Origin of the sequence: Umezakia ovalisporum Ak1311 (assembly GCF_029891685.1) — a bacterium.
GTDB lineage: Bacteria > Cyanobacteriota > Cyanobacteriia > Cyanobacteriales > Nostocaceae > Umezakia > Umezakia ovalisporum.
In genome coordinates, this window is record NZ_JANQDJ010000018.1 from 62822 (window position 1) to 80023 (window position 17202).

A 17202-nucleotide genomic window follows, 5' to 3' on the forward strand; every position below is an offset into this window, starting at 1 on the left:
GAGGCAACAAATTTTCAGCCTCTGCTCAGGGTTTTAACTCTTAAAGCCTCGGATTTACAACAGTTCAGTCCATCGGGGATCATTTGCTAAGGTTTTGAGAATCTGCTTAATTTCTTGGCTACGTTGTTTGTTGATGACAAGAGTGACGTTGCGATCGCGCACAATCACCACATCCTCTAAACCAATAGTAACAATTACATCTTCTGAATTAGTAGCATAAATAATAGCTCCCTGGGTATCTAATCCTACATGGGTAGCAATTTCTACATTGGGATTCTCTGGTTTTTTCAGCAAGCGCTCAAGAGCATTCCAATCACCTAAATCATCCCAACCAAATTCAACTGGTAAGACATATGCTAAATTTGTCTTTTCCATGAGTGCATAGTCTATACTCTGTTTAAGTAACTGAGGATATATATCAGGGCCTTCTTGTTCTAATGGTTTGATAATTTCCGGTGCGTGGGTATATAGTTCCTTGAGGACGACTCCGGCTCGAAATACAAACATACCACTATTCCAGCTAAAACCCCCGGTTGATAAAAAAGTTTCTGCTGTTTCGCGGTTGGGCTTTTCAGTAAAGCGGTTGACGTGATAGGCTGGCAAGTCGTTAAATCTACCAATGTTTTCGCCTTGTTCAATGTAGCCGTAACCAGTTGATGGAAAAGTCGGCTTAATCCCTAGGGTGACAATTGCCTCGGTGCTTGCTGCTAACTGGGTAGCAGCCCTTAAGGCACCTTCAAATGCCTCTTGGTCAGCTATCCAGTGGTCAGAGGGAAAAAAGCCGATAATTGCGTCTTCTCCGTAACGCTTTTTCATTTCCAAACTTGTCCAAGCTACAGCAGCGGCGGTATCCCGCCCCTGTGACTCAACTAATAAATTTTGCTCTGGTAGTTCAGGTAGTTGTTGTTTTACACCTGCGGCTATCTGACTAGAAGTAATCACCCAAAGGTTATTCCAACCACTTGTTACTGCTAATAATCGATCAGCAGTTGCTTGTAATAGACTTCTAGCGCTACCATCAAGACTTAAAAATTGTTTAGGTCGGTCTTTGCGGCTGAGGGGCCAAAAACGCTCACCTTTGCCACCGGCAAGAATTACAGGGAACAGTGAAATACTCATATTGTCTACACACCAAGGTCAGATCACTATCAGTTTACAGTGAGCTTTTGCCCTGCCGAGATTTGTGGCTGCCATTAATATACCTTTAGGGAGTGGTTAACTGGGGAGATAATTTGTGATTAAACAATTTCAAAGGTCAGAAAATCAGGTGACGTCTCAACAAATACCAGAATTAGAACTAGAGGATAGACCTCAACCAGTGCAATGGGTGGACAATGGGCTAGAAATTCAAAAGCCATCAGCCCTAAATCTGGAGATTGTCACTCATGAGCCGGGAAACATTTCCCGTACTGTTGTTGAGTCTGTGGGGGCAATTCCCAATGAGCTGTATGATCGGTTAGGCTTGACCATGCCTCGATGGCTACTGTGGTCACTAACTGTGGTGGTGGGAATAGTTTTTTCCGGTCTGCTGATATCTACTTTGGCTCTGTGGACTCCACTGTGGAGCAGTTTAGATCGCACCGAGGAAGAACTAGGATTTTCTGGGAAGGATGAGCAGAAAGTCCCCTTACCTGGGGAACTATGGGGGAATATTTCTCGGTATAAGCTATCACGACCGATGAATATCTTAATTATGGGGGTTGATCCTGTTAAAGGTACGGTTGATGGCTCACCGGAAAGTTTTGCCGGCACTAGTGATACCATGTTGCTGGTGAGGCTTGACCCCACTAATCAAACAATGCGGGTACTTTCAATTCCCAAGGATACGATGATTGCTATCCCGGAAAAGGGATTGACTAAAGTATCTGATGCTAATGCTCAAGGCGGACCTGTGTTAGCTGCACGGGTGGTGAGCCGGACTTTAAACAATGCTCCCATCCATCGCTATATACGTATTTCTACTAGTGGTTTAAGGCAGTTAGTGGATCAATTGGGTGGTGTTGATGTTTTTGTACCGGAAAAAATTGAATATCGTGAGAGCAGCCGTCAGCTATCCATGAATTTAGTCAGTGGTTGGCAAACCCTTGACGGCGAACAAGCAGAAATTTTTGCCCGGTTCCGTGAGCCAGGACTGGGGGATCTACCAAGGGTACAACGACAACAAACCCTGATTAAAGCGTTACTTCAACGGCTCAATAGCCCCACTGTTTTACCTAGATTACCGCAATTAACAGGCCTAATGCGGAAATATTTTGATACCAACCTCAAAATAGAAGAAATGATGGCCTTGGTAAATTATTCTGTCAAACTAGAACGGGATAATTTGCAAATGACCATTTTGCCGGGTATGTTCAGCCGATTTAGTCAAGACCCCAATAGTTATTGGTTGAACCTGAATCAACAACAGACTTTATTGAATGACTATGTTGGCGTGTATGTACCTGGGTTACAGGACGATTTACGTCCGGTTACTGAGCGTGCAATTGCTATTCAAAATGCTGCCAATAAACCTCAGCTAACAGAAAAAGTGATCAACTATCTGAAAGCAAAAGGTTTTACCAATGTTTATACATTGCCTGATTGGCCTGATACCCAAATGCATACTCAGATTCTTGTCCAAAAAGGTCATCGCCAAACAGGGGTTGAACTAGAAAAAGTCATGGGTTTGGGTCAAATTGACGTGTTGGCAACAGGGGATTTAGCATCGGATCTCACTATTCGTATTGGGAAAGATTGGAATTAGTTCTTGATCATTGGTCATTAGTCATGGCTGATTATGTAACTTTTGGTTTCTGGGTAAGGGGTAAATGCACTAATAGTTTATTAGACTAATGGCTAATGATTAGCAACGAAATCTGTCAAATGATGAAAAAATTTCTACTGAGATTATTAAGTTTGTTGGTGATGTTCGTTTTGGCGTGGTTATGGGTGATTACCAATCCTCAACCAGCTTTTGGTCAAATCAACACCATTAATTACAGCAATAGCAATCTAGAAAATCGTGATTTTTCTAACATCAATTTAGCTGGGGGTACTTTTGTGGCCGCAGAAATGCGGGGAATAAATTTTCAAGGCGCAAACTTAACTAATGCCATTCTCACTAAAGGAGTTTTATTAAAAGCCAATTTAGAAGGCGCAAATCTCACGGGTGCTTTAGTGGATCGTGTGACTATGGACGGCGCAAATTTGAGAAATGCTATTTTCACAGAAGCGACTATGACCCGTAGTCGTTTTTATGATGCAGATATCACTGGTGCTGACTTTACCAATGCTTTAATAGACCAGTATCAAGTGGCTTTAATGTGCCATGGCGCTGATGGGATTAATCCAGTCACCGGCGTAGCTACACGCGATAGTTTAGGATGTCGCTAAACAAGATTAGGAACTGGGAAAATTAATAATAGTGACACAACAAGACTCTAAACCCTCTCGCTCTTTCGCTGGAATTGCCGGCATTGTCGCCGCAGCTACCTTAATTAGTAAAGTTTTTGGGTTAGTGCGACAACAGGCGATCGCTGCTGCTTTTGGTGTTGGTGCTGCTGCCACTGCCTACAGTTACGCTTACATTATTCCTGGTTTTCTTTTAATCTTACTCGGTGGTGTCAATGGTCCATTACACAGCGCCGTTGTCAGTGTTTTGGCCAAGAACCAACGGGAAGAAGCCGCGCCCCTGGTAGAAACAGTCACCACTTTGGTGGGTGGATTGCTCTTGGTGGTGACATTTGCTCAAATTTTCTTTGCCGATGCCATCATTGATATTGTGGGTCATGGCTTGGAACCAACCACCAGAGCCATCGCCATTCAACAAGTCCGCATCATGGCACCAATGGCTGTACTTGCGGGTTTAATCGGCATAGGTTTCGGCACACTCAACGCCGCCAATCAGTATTGGTTACTCTCCATTAGTCCGTTGTTATCCAGTGTAACCGTGATTGCCGGCATTGCTATCTTAACCGCTCAACTAGGTAAAGATATTATCAACCCAGAATACGCCTTCATTGGTGGTATGGTCTTAGCTTGGGGAACCTTAGCAGGGGCGATTCTGCAATGGCTAGTACAGCTAATTGTCCAGGGGCGTTTAGGATTAGGCTCATTACGCTGGCGATTTGATTTTCAATCTCCGGGGGTGCAAGAAGTGATTAGGATTATGACTCCCGCCACAATCTCCTCTGGTATGATGCCCATTAATGTGGCTACAGACCTTTACTTTGCTAGTCCCATCCCTGGGGCGGCGGCTGGTTTTAACTATGCCAATCTCCTTGTGCAAACACCTTTAGGTATTATTTCTAATATTATTTTGCTGCCTTTATTACCAATGTTTGCTAAATTGGCAGCCCCAGAAAATTGGCCACACCTGAAATTACGCATTCGCCAAGGAATTTTACTCACCGCTGTCACTATGCTACCTTTAGGGGCTATGATGGTGGTTCTTTCTGTACCCATTGTCCAGATAATATATGAGCGAGGGGCTTTCAAACAAGAAGCTACACAGTTAGTTGCATCGCTTTTGGTTGCTTACGGTATTGGGATGTTTGTTTATTTAGGGCGTGATGTGTTAGTACGGGTATTTTATGCTCTGGGAGATGGACAAACACCTTTCCGCATTAGTATGTTTAATATCTTCCTCAATGCTTTACTGGATGCAATTTTAGTCAAACCTTTTGGCGCTACGGGTATTGTCTTGGCAACAGTGGGTGTTAATTTCAGTTCTGTATTAATGCTGTTATGGTTGCTCCAAGGTAAACTCAATGGTTTACCTTGGCGTGAGTGGAGTTTGCCAATTTTGGGTTTAACTGCTGGTAGTGTTGTCGCTGGGTTAGCCAGCTTTGGTACTTTGGTTAGTTTACAGCAGTTGTTAGGTAGCCAAGGGTTAATTATTCAACTGTTGCAGTTATGTATATCAGGGTTAGTGGGAATTTTAGTGTTTGCTATTATTGCTTCATGTATGAAAATACCAGAAGTTAATGCTGTTATTGTAGGTGTGGGTCAAAAATTTTTCAGAAGATAGTTAGTAATTGGTAATTAGGCTTTGCTGAATAAAGGTGAAACTGCCCTGTTTGTTATTATGGTTAGTAGAGATGTTGGATAAAACATTTCTACAAAGGTTCAATGAGCAACGCCTTAATTTTTAAGATGTCAATCACTACTCAGCTAGGGAAATCTAACTTGCATTCAAGTGCTTTTTTTTGCATGGTTTTGAAAATGTTGTAAAATCCATTAGCACGGGAAGGAGTGAGACTGACATTTAGACCTGTTTCTTGAATAAAATCGGGAGTGAGTTGGACAATTTCCCCAGGAGTTAGTCCGTTTAAGCCTTCCACCAACAGCGCCACCAATCCCTTTGTTAACTGAGAATCAGAATCACCCTGGTATAGAACCTTACCATCTTCCAGTCCTGCGGTGATATAAACTTGAGATACACAACCAGGAACTTTGTTTTCTGGAACTTTGCTAGTTTCTGGAAAATCATTCAGCTTCTGAGCATACCAGATTAATTGTTCGTAACGACGCTTCGGGTCGGTAGCACGTTGAAAGCGCTGGACGATTTTAGCAAGAGCAGGTGGCAAAGAATCCATAGTTGAAGACATAACAGAAGCTGCAAATAATCAGTCTTACTTTGAGTGTAGTTGATTTTGCCAGGGATGGTCTGAACCTAATTCGTAATTCTCATTGATATAGAGCTTGTTTTAACTGCTGACAGGCTTTTTCTATAGTGCTGGAATATTATTTGTTGATTTTGTTGATTTTGTTGCTTTCATAGAATTTACAGGTGTACTTGGTGATTGTTGGGAAATCTGATTTAATTCATTACCTTGGCGGATAACTGCAAGCCATAATTGAGCAGGAGTCATAGCCACTGAACCAAATGATAGGGAAATGGCCGTGATTAGCACCAGTCCTATGGACAGCAATAATGTTCCTAGCAATAAGCGATCGCTCAGTATTTCTAATCGTAATTTCCCCATGAGATTATTTTGCAATCGCCCCCATAACCAGAACTTCAAAAGTTTTATTGGATGATTATAATTTTCAATAGTTCCCGGTTTTTATTACGGAATTAACAAAAATTATTGTCAATAAACTTGAGAAAATTACTCATACCTTGTGTTTTTTCTGTATTCTTGCATTTTTCTAACAAGTGTTGTATAATTGCTGATTACACTTACATTTAGGAGGTGATACAAGTAGTGCTGGTGTTAGAGTCCAAAGCTAAGTGCAATCAATGTAGAATCCCCTCGGCTAAAGACAGGGGAGTGTCAAAACCATAGAGAGAGCTCCTGCTAACCCATCACCATGCTTCAGTACCCCCATCTCGAACAAGCGCTTAAATATCACTTTGGTTACGATAACTTCCGTCCCGGACAGAGGCAAATTATTGAAGATGCGCTGCAAAATCGAGATTTGCTAGTAATAATGCCTACAGGAGGAGGTAAATCCCTTTGCTTTCAATTACCAGCATTAATTAAAAAAGGCTTAACAGTAGTAGTTTCACCGTTAATCGCCTTAATGCAAGACCAAGTAGAAGCACTGCGAAATAACAATATTCCTGCCACATTTCTCAACAGCAGCGTCAATCCTTACAAAGTGCGATCGCGGGAAGAAGCCATCCGCAACGGTAAAATTAAACTACTCTACATCGCTCCAGAAAGGCTACTCAGTGAAAAATTTCTGCCATTTTTAGACCTGGTACATCACCAAGTGGGTGTTTCCACCTTCGCCATTGACGAAGCCCACTGTGTCTCAGAGTGGGGACACGACTTTCGCCCCGAATATCGTCAATTAAAATCTCTGCGTCGCCGTTACCCAGGTGTTCCCACCATTGCTCTTACCGCCACAGCTACGGATCGTGTGCGTAGCGATATCATTCAACAACTGGGGTTAAAGCAACCAAGCATACACCTAGCCAGCTTTAACCGTCAAAATCTTTATTACGAAGTTCGTTCCAAATCTAAAACAGCTTACGCGGAAATTTTAGCACTGATACGAGAAATTGATGGTTCAGCAATTGTCTATTGCTTAACCCGCAAAAAAGTTGATGAACTTACATTTAAATTACAAAACGATAAAATTGCCGCTTTGCCTTATCATGCTGGTTTAAGTGACGAAGAACGAGTCAAAAATCAAAATCGTTTTATTCGAGATGATGTGCGTGTTATCGTCGCCACAATTGCCTTTGGAATGGGAATTAATAAACCAGATGTGCGTTTAGTAATTCACTTTGATTTACCCCGTAATTTAGAAAGTTATTATCAAGAATCAGGTAGAGCCGGGAGAGATAACGAACCTTCCCGTTGTACCATGTTTTTTAGTTACAGTGATATTAAAACCATTGAATGGAGTATTAACCAAAAAACCGACCCCCAAGAACAATTAATTGCTAAACAACAACTACGTCAAGTAATTGATTATGCTGAAGGTACAGATTGTCGGCGGACAATTCAACTAGGTTATTTTGGCGAACGGTTTCCGGGTAATTGCGGTAACTGTGATAATTGTTGTTATCCCAAACCTCTAGAAGATTGGACAATTGAAGCGATGAAATTTCTTTCTTGTGTAGCCCGTTGTCAAGAAAAATTTGGGATGCTACACATTATTGATGTGTTGCGGGGAGTTAAAAGTAAAAGAATTACTCAATACAAACACGACCAACTTTCTACTTACGGTATTGGTCAAGATAAAAGTGTAGATGAATGGCGAATTTTAGGGCGTTCTCTTTTACATCAAGGCTTATTACAACAAACCAATGATGGTTACTCAGTTTTAAAACTCAATGCTTTGAGTTGGGAAGTGATGAAGCGAAAGCGCCAAGTTTTTATTGTTGTACCCGTGGCGCAAAAAATAAGTTTGGTGGAAGGGACAGAAAAAGCTGTACAACCAGAATTATTCCAAAGATTGCGATGGCTTCGCAAGCAATTAGCAGATGAACAATCTGTACCCCCCTATGTTGTCTTTCCAGATGCTACCCTCAGATTAATGGCACAAATACAACCCCAATCTTTAGCAGAATTTGCTCAACTTTCTGGGGTAGGTAGTCACAAACTAGCACAGTATGGTAAAAAATTCCTAGGGGAAATTACAGCCTACACCCAAGAACAAGGTGTAACACCACAACAGAACTATACTACGGCTTCTATATCGGCTGAAAAAAAAATTTTTACTACACCCAGGGATACTGAGTTAATCACATTAAGATTACATCAAGAAGGCTTAACTGTTGCCCAGATTGCCCACAAACGAAATCTTAGCCCCTCCACAATTATCAATCATCTTTCTCAGTTAATGGCTAAAAATCAGCCTATAGATTTAAATAAGTTAGTACCCCTGGAACATCAACAAAAAATTTGGCAAGTTTTAGAGGTTCTGGGTGATATTTCCTTAACTCCTGTGAAAGAACAATTAGGTGAAGACTATACTTATGATGAAATTCGCCTAGTCAGAGAAAAATGGCGGCGGAAAAATCGTGAATAATTCTTAATTTCCAGTTAGTTTGTCACTATTGCACTCAAACTGCATCCATTGCACCAGAGATTTTACTGCTAGACTCTGCTGATGGTTTTTCAGGCGTAGATATTCCCTGAGTTTGTTTTTTATTACTGCTTTTAGTAGCGCCAAATTTTTTGTTGATGGATAACACTTTAGGCAAAGTGATAGAAATAACAGTATTTACCACTGTCACCAATAAAATATCTATAGAATTCATATCCTATACTTTTTGCTAAAATGGGTTTTTACTATTTCTTGATATATGATTTTGGTACTTGCTAAGTAAAAATATCAATTAGTCTCACACAAGGTACAAAGGAAAATAAATGTGATTTTGGCGTTTCATATTCTGATTGGTACCAAATTTATTTATTCCTGAATAGCATGGAGATTATGGCATTCTTATCTTTTAATTTCTGTGATTATTTGATGAATCCACCACTTCTTGAACAGCTGGGGCTTTGGTTTGGATGTCTGGGATAATTTATACAAATAAGAATCCCCGTCTTTTTTCACGGGGGAAAATTTAGCAGAGATTACTAGGAAAGAAAAAATATATTACTTGGGAGAACACTGAGAACAGAATTGCGGTCTGAATCTACAGAATTGGCTACCTGTTAATAGGTAAGTAGTACAGTAAGGGAAACTGGTTATTCCTTGGGTGGCTTGGTGTGAGGTTAAACCTTTTGTCCATGGTTGACTTAGTTTGCATTGACGACGAAGAATTTTTGAGAGTAATTTAGGCAATGTCAAGCAAACAAGGGCATTAATTAAGGTGAGCAATAAAGCATCCGCTAAAGTGATAGGTAATCACCCCCGTGTAAAGATAGGTGGCTTCTGTTTTTTTGCCAGGGGAACTACAGCAACTGACAATTAAATTATCTATTGCTTTTAGTTTAAATAAGTTAATCTTAACATAAATTTTGATAACAAAATGCTGATATCCCTTGACAAACGGACACGTAGCGCCGTATTTCCTACTTTAGCCAAGGGATGTTAGACCAGGGTCTACCCTTGGGAGAAGGCTGTGTGTGAAGTTTGGGACACAAGAGTTTGACCTAATGTTATATTTTGCACCTGATAAGAAAATCGAGGGAGTTAAGGTCGTAACCTCTACTTTGGTTGTAGAAATACAGTCCCAGCAAGTTACAAAATAGATTATGGAATCCCAACACCTTTAGGTCTGGGAGGGTCAATTAAGGAGATTTGTTATGTCTAGCATCCAAGCTACACCTGCTTATTTATCTAAAATCACGAAACGAGAAAGCCAGGAATTACAGCGTTTAGTCGATTACAGTGAGATAGTTTTATTATCAGAAATTTGGCCCTTAGCAGCAAAAAGATTTGGTGATGTTGTTGCTCTCCATAGTCCCAATGGTAAACCAGAAATAAAATTGACCTATAGGGAATTAGCAGGGGAAATTGAACAATTTGCTTCAGGTTTGCAAGGGTTGAAAGTTAAAGTAGGCGATCGCATTTCATTAATTGCTGATAACAGTCCCCGGTGGTTTATAGCTGATCAAGGGCTGATGACAGCCGGAGTGGTGAATGCTGTGCGTAGTTCCCAAGCAGAACGAGAAGAGTTACTGTATATCATTGCTAATAGTGGTAGCACAGCCCTGGTACTCCAGGACTTAAACACCTTTAACAAACTCAGCCATGGACTGTATGAGTTGCCCCTTAGCTTTATTATTTTACTCTCAGATGAAACCCCACCACCAGAAGCTGCATTCAAAATATTCAACTTCTCCCAGTTGCAAGAAATTGGTGCTAATCACACCTTGATGAAAGTCCAGCAAAGAGGGGATGCCCTGGCTACTTTGATTTATACTTCTGGGACAACGGGTAAACCCAAAGGTGTAATGCTGTCTCATAACAATTTGTTACACCAAGTCCGCACCCTGGGTACAGTGGTGCAACCACAGCCAGGAGACATAATTCTGAGTATCCTTCCTTCTTGGCACAGTTACGAGCGCAGTGGTGAGTATTTCTTACTTTCCCAAGGTTGTACACAAATTTATACCAACCTCCGTTCTGTCAAACAAGACTTAAAAAAATTTAAACCTCATTATATGATTGCTGTACCCCGTTTGTGGGAATCAATTTATGAAGGGGTGCAAAAGCAGTTTCGCGAACAACCAGCCAACAAACAACGCCTGATTAAATTTTTGCTAGCAGTAAGTGAAATTCACATAGCAAAACAACGCATTGCCCAAGGATTGAGTTTAAATCATCTTCATGCTTCAACTTTAGAGAAATTCATTTCTGGGATGATGGCATTGGCCTTGTTGCCACTTCATACCTTGGGAGAACGGCTTGTTTATGGTAAAGTACGGGAAGCTACGGGGGGACGCATCAAGCAGGTAATTAGTGGCGGCGGTGCTTTACCCAGACACATAGATGATTTCTTTGAAATTATTGCCGTGGAGATTTTGCAAGGTTATGGCTTAACAGAAACCTCTCCGGTCACCAACGCCCGTCGTCCTTGGCATAATCTACGTGGTTCCTCTGGACAACCAATCCCAGGTACAGAAGTCAAAATCGTTGATCCAGAAACGAAAACACCTTTACCCCTTGGGAAGGGAGGTTTAGTTCTCTTGAAAGGGCCACAAGTAATGTCGGGCTACTACCAAAACCCAGAAGCAACGGCTAAAGTAATTGATGCTGAGGGGTGGTTTAATAGCGGTGACTTGGGTTGGTTAACACCATACAACGACCTAGTGCTGACCGGCAGGGCAAAAGATACAATTGTCTTGACCAATGGCGAAAATATCGAACCGCAACCAATTGAAGATGCTTGTTTGCGATCGCCCTATATTGATCAAATCATGTTGGTAGGACAAGACCAGCGCAGCATCGGGGCTTTAATTGTCCCCAACCTGGAAGCCCTAACCCAATGGGCAGAAAGTCAAAATCTACACCTGGGTCTCCCACAAGAAAACTCGCCGGAATTGACCACATCTACTGAGCTGGAGAGTAAAATAATCCAGGACTTGTTTCGGCAAGAATTGAATCGGGAAGTGCAAAACCGTCCAGGTTATCGACCGGATGATCGCATTGGCCCCTTTAGGCTGATCATCGAACCCTTTTCTCTGGAAAATGGCTTGATGACACAAACTTTAAAAATTCGGCGACACCTAGTCGCTGAACGCTATCGCGATATTATTGACGGGATGTATACCCGATAATCATTCCACCTGCCAACTATTGAGTGAACGTGAAACTTTTATGGATGTCTCCAACCCTAACTTGTTGCTGAAGCGCATTGTTAATGTGAAAGTGGTTGTTACCCCCCTGTGGAAAGAGGAAGTACAACAACAACTGCAAGCTCAAATTAATCAAAGTGATCAGCAGCTGCAACAAATCGATGCGGAAGGACAAAGAGCAATCTCGGCTATTCAAAAGCAGAGTTTACAACCACCAGGTCCTCAAACCATCCAACAAATTGACAGCATTCAAGCCCAAGTGAATCAAAAGAAAAGTGAACTGCTGGAGCAAAAAAATCAACTGCTACAAAACCTCCAGCAAGTACAATATCTTGAATTAGACCAAGAAGTTAATCAATTCCAAATGGAAGGTTTTTTCCGGGTTGAAAAAGGTGATAACTTGATTAGCAAAATGCAGATAGAAATTCTACTGCGGGATGGTGTTGTGGAAGATATTCGGGGTGACATTTAACCTAGGATTACAATACACAGCAGCTTCCAGATAGATCAGGTACAAATATTAAAAAACCTGTTGTGGGGTGGGTATCTTCCTCCCCCACAATGAAAATTTCTTTAAGTAAGTTGGCTGATGGAAACAAGAATACCATCGGTTGAAAGGGTGGGAGGGTAAGTTCCCTGCTCCTTTTCACTAAACCCTAGTTATGAGTTTTCGGCCAGGATACAATTTAACTTGGCAAAAGCTGTTAAAGTTTATAAACCATTGATTCTGATACCACCATATGAGCATTCACGAAGTATTTATGCCCGCCCTTAGTTCCACCATGACAGAAGGTAAAATCGTTTCCTGGATAAAATCGCCGGGGGATAAAGTGGAAAAAGGCGAAACCGTGGTGGTGGTCGAGTCAGATAAGGCAGATATGGATGTGGAAACTTTCTATGAAGGATATCTTGCCCACATCATTGTACAATCTGGTGAAAGCGCACCAGTGGGGTCTGCCATTGCCTACATAGCAGAAACAGAAGCTGAAATTGCTACCGCTAAAAATTTGGCTAACTCAGGCTCAGTTACCACCACCACCACCCCCGAACCAGTTGCAGCCACAGCCCCAGTAGAAACATCTACCTTTGCTACTCAAAATGGATCTAATCACCAGGAGGGAAGACTCGTAATCTCACCCCGGGCTCGGAAATTAGCAAAGGAACTAAAAGTTGATTTAACTACTCTCAAAGGTAGTGGCCCCTATGGTCGCATTGTTGCTGAAGATGTAGAATCGGCAGTGAGTAAAACCAAGCCAACAGCCCCTGCACCAAAACCAGCACCAGCACCACCTGTACCAGTTGCAACTCCAGCACCTGCACCCATTCTTTCTGGTCAAACGGTACCTTTGACCACTTTCCAAAATGCTGTAGTGCGGAACATGGTAGCTAGCCTAGCAGTACCAGTTTTTCGTGTGGGTTACACAATCACCACCGATGGTTTAGACAAACTTTACAAACAAATTAAATCCAAAGGGGTAACTATGACGGCGCTACTGGCTAAGGCCGTGGCGGTGACATTACAAAAACATCCATTATTAAATGCCAGTTATTCAGACCAAGGAATTGTTTATCATTCTGGTATTAACATTTCCGTAGCTGTGGCTATGGATGATGGCGGATTAATAACACCAGTATTGCAAAATGCAGACATAGTTGATATTTATTCCCTCTCCCGTACCTGGAAGTCTTTAGTAGAACGCGCTAGGGTTAAACAACTGCAACCGGAAGAATACAACAGTGGCACATTTACCCTGTCTAATTTAGGGATGTTTGGGGTGGACACATTTGATGCTATTTTACCGCCGGGACAAGGTTCTATCCTCGCCATTGGTGCATCTCGTCCCCAGGTGGTAGCCACCAGTGAGGGTTTGTTGGGTATGGGTCAACAAATGCAAGTTAACATCACCTGCGACCACCGCATTATTTACGGCGCTCATGCTGCGGCTTTCTTGCAAGATTTAGCCAAATTGATTGAAACCAATCCTCAATCTTTAACAATGTAATTAATCAAGGAATAAGGGGCGTGGCATTTATTGCTACGTCTCTACAAGATTAAAAAAGTGGGCATTACTCAATTCATCACAATTGACTTACCGCAGGTTTGCCTAGGGCTATGGGACTCGGGCAACCATCTGACTACAGAATTGGTTAAAATTTGTAAAGAATTTGGTGAAATGCTATGGCTAAAGGTAAGGATACAATCTGGGAAAAGTTTCTCTCTCCTGTGTTTCGGTTGTTCATTGACGAAAAAGGTCTACGGCGTTACGCAGATAGTATTGACTGGGAACAGGAAAGTGCTCGCTGGCGACGGTGTGATGTCATCACCCCTTCCTATTATGCCGAGGAAAATTTTCACGGTGTTGAGGGAGGATATCTCAATTCCAGTGCGGCGGTTTCCTATGACCCCATCACTCAATATGTTTTAGTACCTAACGAAACTTTGGTTCGTCAAGCTTTAATTGATGCCATCAAGGTACAACCACGACGGATATTAGATTTAGGCTGCGGTACGGGTTCCACAACCTTGATGTTAAAACAAGCTTTTCCCGCAGCTGAGGTCATAGGTTTAGACTTGTCTCCTTATATGCTAGTCAGGGCTGCAGATAAAGCCAGAAACGCTTTTTTAGATATACAATGGCGACATGGTAATGCGGAAACCACTGGTTTTCCAGATGGTGGTTTTGACTTAGTAACTGCTGCTTTGTTATTTCACGAAACACCCAGTGCAGTGTGCCAATCAATATTGCGCGAAAGCTTTCGGTTATTAGTACCCGGAGGACAGGTGTTAATTGTCGATGGTAATCAAAATACCCTACGTCATTTAAATTGGCTCAATAATATCTTTGAAGAACCATATATCCGTGACTATGCAGCTGATAACCTAGATGCGCGCATGGGTGCAGCTGGATTTGAAGCAGTGCGAACTCAAGATTTCTGGTGGATAAATCAAGTTACAAGCGGTATTAAACCAATGGCTGTAACAGATGCAAATGTGCAAAGTCATACTCATAGGTACGTACAAACACTGGATACCGCAACAGATAATAATGAGTTGGACGACTTTGGATCTCCAGCATTTGGCATAATCAAATGAGTTTAAAGGCAGTTTTATTTGATTTTAACGGTGTCATCATTGACGATGGGCACATCCACTCACAATTACTAGATCAAATTCTCATCGAGGAAAATCTCCAACCGCAAAAAATGAGTGAGGGTCAAGTTTCTTTAGGACGGAGCGATCGCGGTTGTTGGCAAGAATTACTCCAAAATCGTGGTAGAACCCCCAGCGTGGAGTATATCAACAAACTGCTACATCGCAAAGCCCAAGCTTATGTGCAGGAATTGGAAAAAATCGAAAAATTGCCTTTATATCCAGGGGTGGAAGATTTGATATACCAGGTGCGGTGGCGCAACATTAAACTTGGTTTAGTGAGTGGAGCTACTCGCTTAGAAATCAAACTCGTACTAGAAAAAGCTAATCTGGAGGAATATTTTCCTGTTATAGTTGCAGGTGATGATATTACTACTAGCAAACCTGAACCGGAAGGTTATCTTTTAGCAATAGAACGTCTCAACCAAAAATATTCTGATTTAAATCTACAACCACAAGAATGTCTAGCTATAGAAGATACCCCAGGGGGGATTAAGGCGGCTAAACAAGCACAAATACAAGTGGTTGGTGTGGCCAACACTTATCCGTTTCATATGCTCCACCGCTGGTGTAATTGGACAGTAGACTGTTTGAGTGACTTGGACTTATCACAAGTCCAGGAACTCTATGGACAAAAAAATTTAAAACTGACAAAGCCAGGGTGTTAAAATATAATGATATGTGTGTCAGAGTTAATAACTCTGCATTCATCGGGGAATTAGCTCAGTTGGTAGAGTGCTGCGATCGCACCGCAGAGGTCAGGGGTTCGAGTCTCCTATTCTCCACTTTTTCACTGTCGCACATTGTGTGGCGGTGTTTTTTTTAAGTAAGGAGTCATGAGTAAGAAGTAGCAAGGTTGGTAAGTTTCAATCCCGCGAACGGGTTTCGTTGATTTGAAGGTTACATAGTGTAAACCAGCCTGCTGAGTTTAGTTTAAGTTTCAATCCCGCGAACGGGTTTCATTGATTTTAGGGTTTGCACCGATATTTTATCCTGCTATCCCCACAATGTCAAGTTTCAATGCGGTGAAGGAGTTTCTTTGATGAGTAATGAGTAATGAGGAAGAAGTAATGAGGTTGGGAAGTTTTTATCCCGCCAAGGGGTTTTATTTATTTGAAAGCAGTTAACAGTCAGAGGTACACTATTGGCGGGGAAGATGCCTACCCCACAAAATTTTCATGATTATGATTTTTATTTTATAAGAACGAAATCTGCTGTATATGCCTCCCAAAAATTTGTGTAGCAAACTGCACACTGACGGTAGCCTGGTGGAGGCGATAGCCATAACTGTTTTGCTCATTGGCTAGGGCGATGGCCAATATATACCCCGACAATTTCTGGTGTTGTAGGGTCAATTGCAAATTAAATCCATTGTTTATTCGCTTTGGACTTTACATATGACTACATCTGGTCAATGTGAAGAATTAGCCCACCAGGTTTTTTTGGTAACTTCAACATATTTAGGGATTTAGTAATATTTCTGATTTACGTAGTTTTCAAGCCAACGTGGTGAGACTCCGGTAATGTAAGAGATGGTGTCCAATGAAACTTGTTCAAGTAAAAGTTTATCGATTAACCCATGCATTAATTTATCAGTCGGTTGTCGCGTTTGACTTTCGACAAATTGTCGTCCACAATTTTGGCATTTGAAGCGTTGTTTTCCGTAGCGAGTGCGTCCATTTTTGACTATTTTGTTCGAGTTGCATTTAGGGCAGTACATAGCTTCTGTATTTAAAGATACTCGGTTATTCTATTATTCCTCTCTCTAGAGGATGCATGTAAAGTTTTTATCCCGCGAAGGGGTTTCTTTGATGAGTAGGGAGTTATGAGTAAGGAGTGATGAGTAAGGAGTAATAAGGTTGGGATGTTTTTATCCCGCGAAGGGGTTTCATTGATTTGAAAGTATCCCTAAATGTTTCATACTCTTATTGCTTGTCAAGTTTCAATCCCGCGAACGGGTTTCATTGATTTGAAAGGCTTTACCTATGGTAGATGTATCAGGAAGTATGGAAGTTTCAATCCCGCGAACGGGTTTCATTGATTTGAAAGCTTGTTTGTCTGATTTCTGCAAAACCAACGAGATTTTGTTTCAATCCCGCGAACGGGTTTCATTGATTTGAAAGAATTTGTGTAGGGACGTATTGCAATACGTCCCTACTGTGTTTCAATCCCGCGAACGGGTTTCATTGATTTGAAAGTATATACAACCTTTGCGAATACAGTCCACAACCACGAGTTTCAACCCCGCGAACGGGTTTCATTGATTTGAAAGAAAATACAGTTACTCTCAATTCTTCTGAGTTAGCAGGTTTCAATCCCGCGAACGGGTTTCATTGATTTGAAAGACATATGCTTGCAGCT

Annotated in this window: 15 protein-coding genes and 1 tRNA gene; 10 read left to right on the forward strand and 6 right to left on the reverse strand. The window is 41.7% G+C overall.

What is annotated here, in order from left to right:
• Window positions 1–54 precede the first annotated feature (54 nt).
• Window positions 55–1119 carry a mannose-1-phosphate guanylyltransferase gene (locus NWP25_RS03020; protein ID WP_280650722.1) on the reverse strand — a complete coding sequence of 355 codons (1065 nt, stop codon included), beginning with the start codon at window positions 1117–1119 and terminating at the stop codon, window positions 55–57.
• A gap of 115 nt (window positions 1120–1234) precedes the next feature.
• Between NWP25_RS03020 and NWP25_RS03025 the strand changes: the two genes are divergently transcribed.
• From NWP25_RS03025 to murJ, 3 genes are all read left to right on the forward strand, one after another.
• Entirely contained in the window at window positions 1235–2743 is a 1509-nt protein-coding gene (locus tag NWP25_RS03025; protein WP_280688510.1) for an LCP family protein, read from the forward strand.
• A gap of 122 nt (window positions 2744–2865) precedes the next feature.
• A complete protein-coding gene (locus tag NWP25_RS03030; protein WP_280650761.1) occupies window positions 2866–3372 on the forward strand; it encodes a pentapeptide repeat-containing protein in 507 nt (168 codons plus the stop codon).
• A 31-nt stretch (window positions 3373–3403) separates the two neighbouring features.
• On the forward strand, window positions 3404–5008 hold the full coding sequence (murJ, locus tag NWP25_RS03035; protein ID WP_280650720.1) for a murein biosynthesis integral membrane protein MurJ: 1605 nt from the start codon (window positions 3404–3406) through the stop codon (window positions 5006–5008).
• Window positions 5009–5147: 139 nt separating this feature from the next.
• On the opposite strand, the gene NWP25_RS03040 is transcribed toward murJ, so the two are convergent.
• Both NWP25_RS03040 and NWP25_RS03045 read right to left on the reverse strand, forming a co-directional pair.
• Entirely contained in the window at window positions 5148–5588 is a 441-nt protein-coding gene (locus NWP25_RS03040; RefSeq protein WP_280650719.1) for a SufE family protein, read from the reverse strand.
• Window positions 5589–5708: 120 nt separating this feature from the next.
• Complete coding sequence (locus NWP25_RS03045; protein WP_280698858.1) at window positions 5709–6005, reverse strand: hypothetical protein; 297 nt, start codon at window positions 6003–6005, stop codon at window positions 5709–5711.
• Between the two features lie 289 nt (window positions 6006–6294).
• On the opposite strand from NWP25_RS03045, the gene recQ reads away from it, so the two are divergent.
• Window positions 6295–8469, forward strand: coding sequence for a DNA helicase RecQ (gene recQ / locus NWP25_RS03050; protein ID WP_280650717.1), 2175 nt, complete (start codon window positions 6295–6297; stop codon window positions 8467–8469).
• 34 nt (window positions 8470–8503) lie between these two features.
• Here recQ and NWP25_RS03055 read toward each other — a convergent pair whose 3' ends face one another.
• A complete protein-coding gene (locus tag NWP25_RS03055; RefSeq protein ID WP_280650716.1) occupies window positions 8504–8701 on the reverse strand; it encodes a hypothetical protein in 198 nt (65 codons plus the stop codon).
• A 994-nt stretch (window positions 8702–9695) separates the two neighbouring features.
• On the opposite strand from NWP25_RS03055, the gene NWP25_RS03060 reads away from it, so the two are divergent.
• The 6 genes from NWP25_RS03060 (at window position 9696) to NWP25_RS03085 (ending at window position 15626) form a co-directional block, all read left to right on the forward strand.
• A complete protein-coding gene (locus NWP25_RS03060; RefSeq protein WP_280650715.1) occupies window positions 9696–11672 on the forward strand; it encodes a long-chain fatty acid--CoA ligase in 1977 nt (658 codons plus the stop codon).
• A 40-nt stretch (window positions 11673–11712) separates the two neighbouring features.
• Window positions 11713–12162, forward strand: coding sequence for a YlqD family protein (locus tag NWP25_RS03065; RefSeq protein WP_280650714.1), 450 nt, complete (start codon window positions 11713–11715; stop codon window positions 12160–12162).
• 268 nt (window positions 12163–12430) lie between these two features.
• The gene (locus NWP25_RS03070; RefSeq protein WP_280650713.1) at window positions 12431–13693 is read left to right on the forward strand and encodes a dihydrolipoamide acetyltransferase family protein; all 1263 of its coding nucleotides are present in this window, start codon (window positions 12431–12433) and stop codon (window positions 13691–13693) included.
• 176 nt (window positions 13694–13869) lie between these two features.
• On the forward strand, window positions 13870–14784 hold the full coding sequence (locus NWP25_RS03075) for a class I SAM-dependent methyltransferase (RefSeq protein ID WP_280650712.1): 915 nt from the start codon (window positions 13870–13872) through the stop codon (window positions 14782–14784).
• Window positions 14781–15509: an HAD family hydrolase gene (locus tag NWP25_RS03080; RefSeq protein ID WP_280650711.1), complete on the forward strand. Its 729-nt coding sequence runs from the start codon at window positions 14781–14783 to the stop codon at window positions 15507–15509. The genes NWP25_RS03075 and NWP25_RS03080 overlap by 4 nt, the downstream gene beginning before the upstream one ends.
• Before the next feature lie 44 nt (window positions 15510–15553).
• Window positions 15554–15626 (forward strand) — tRNA-Ala (locus tag NWP25_RS03085).
• Between the two features lie 411 nt (window positions 15627–16037).
• Here the strand turns inward: NWP25_RS03085 and NWP25_RS03090 are convergent.
• Together NWP25_RS03090 and NWP25_RS18620 are read right to left on the reverse strand one after the other, a co-directional pair.
• Entirely contained in the window at window positions 16038–16175 is a 138-nt protein-coding gene (locus NWP25_RS03090) for a hypothetical protein (protein WP_280698859.1), read from the reverse strand.
• A 134-nt stretch (window positions 16176–16309) separates the two neighbouring features.
• Window positions 16310–16561, reverse strand: coding sequence for an IS1/IS1595 family N-terminal zinc-binding domain-containing protein (locus NWP25_RS18620; RefSeq protein WP_374912120.1), 252 nt, complete (start codon window positions 16559–16561; stop codon window positions 16310–16312).
• Window positions 16562–17202 lie beyond the last annotated feature (641 nt).

Coding starts and splice junctions, on each gene's coding strand:
- NWP25_RS03020 (WP_280650722.1), bottom strand. CDS start 1,119: ATGAGTATTTCACTGTTCCCTGTAATTCTTGCCGGTGGCAAAGGTGAG.
- NWP25_RS03030 (WP_280650761.1), top strand. CDS start 2,866: ATGAAAAAATTTCTACTGAGATTATTAAGTTTGTTGGTGATGTTCGTT.
- NWP25_RS03040 (WP_280650719.1), bottom strand. CDS start 5,588: ATGTCTTCAACTATGGATTCTTTGCCACCTGCTCTTGCTAAAATCGTC.
- recQ (WP_280650717.1), top strand. CDS start 6,295: ATGCTTCAGTACCCCCATCTCGAACAAGCGCTTAAATATCACTTTGGT.
- NWP25_RS03055 (WP_280650716.1), bottom strand. CDS start 8,701: ATGAATTCTATAGATATTTTATTGGTGACAGTGGTAAATACTGTTATT.
- NWP25_RS03060 (WP_280650715.1), top strand. CDS start 9,696: ATGTCTAGCATCCAAGCTACACCTGCTTATTTATCTAAAATCACGAAA.
- NWP25_RS03065 (WP_280650714.1), top strand. CDS start 11,713: ATGGATGTCTCCAACCCTAACTTGTTGCTGAAGCGCATTGTTAATGTG.
- NWP25_RS03070 (WP_280650713.1), top strand. CDS start 12,431: ATGAGCATTCACGAAGTATTTATGCCCGCCCTTAGTTCCACCATGACA.
- NWP25_RS03075 (WP_280650712.1), top strand. CDS start 13,870: ATGGCTAAAGGTAAGGATACAATCTGGGAAAAGTTTCTCTCTCCTGTG.
- NWP25_RS03080 (WP_280650711.1), top strand. CDS start 14,781: ATGAGTTTAAAGGCAGTTTTATTTGATTTTAACGGTGTCATCATTGAC.
- NWP25_RS18620 (WP_374912120.1), bottom strand. CDS start 16,561: ATGTACTGCCCTAAATGCAACTCGAACAAAATAGTCAAAAATGGACGC.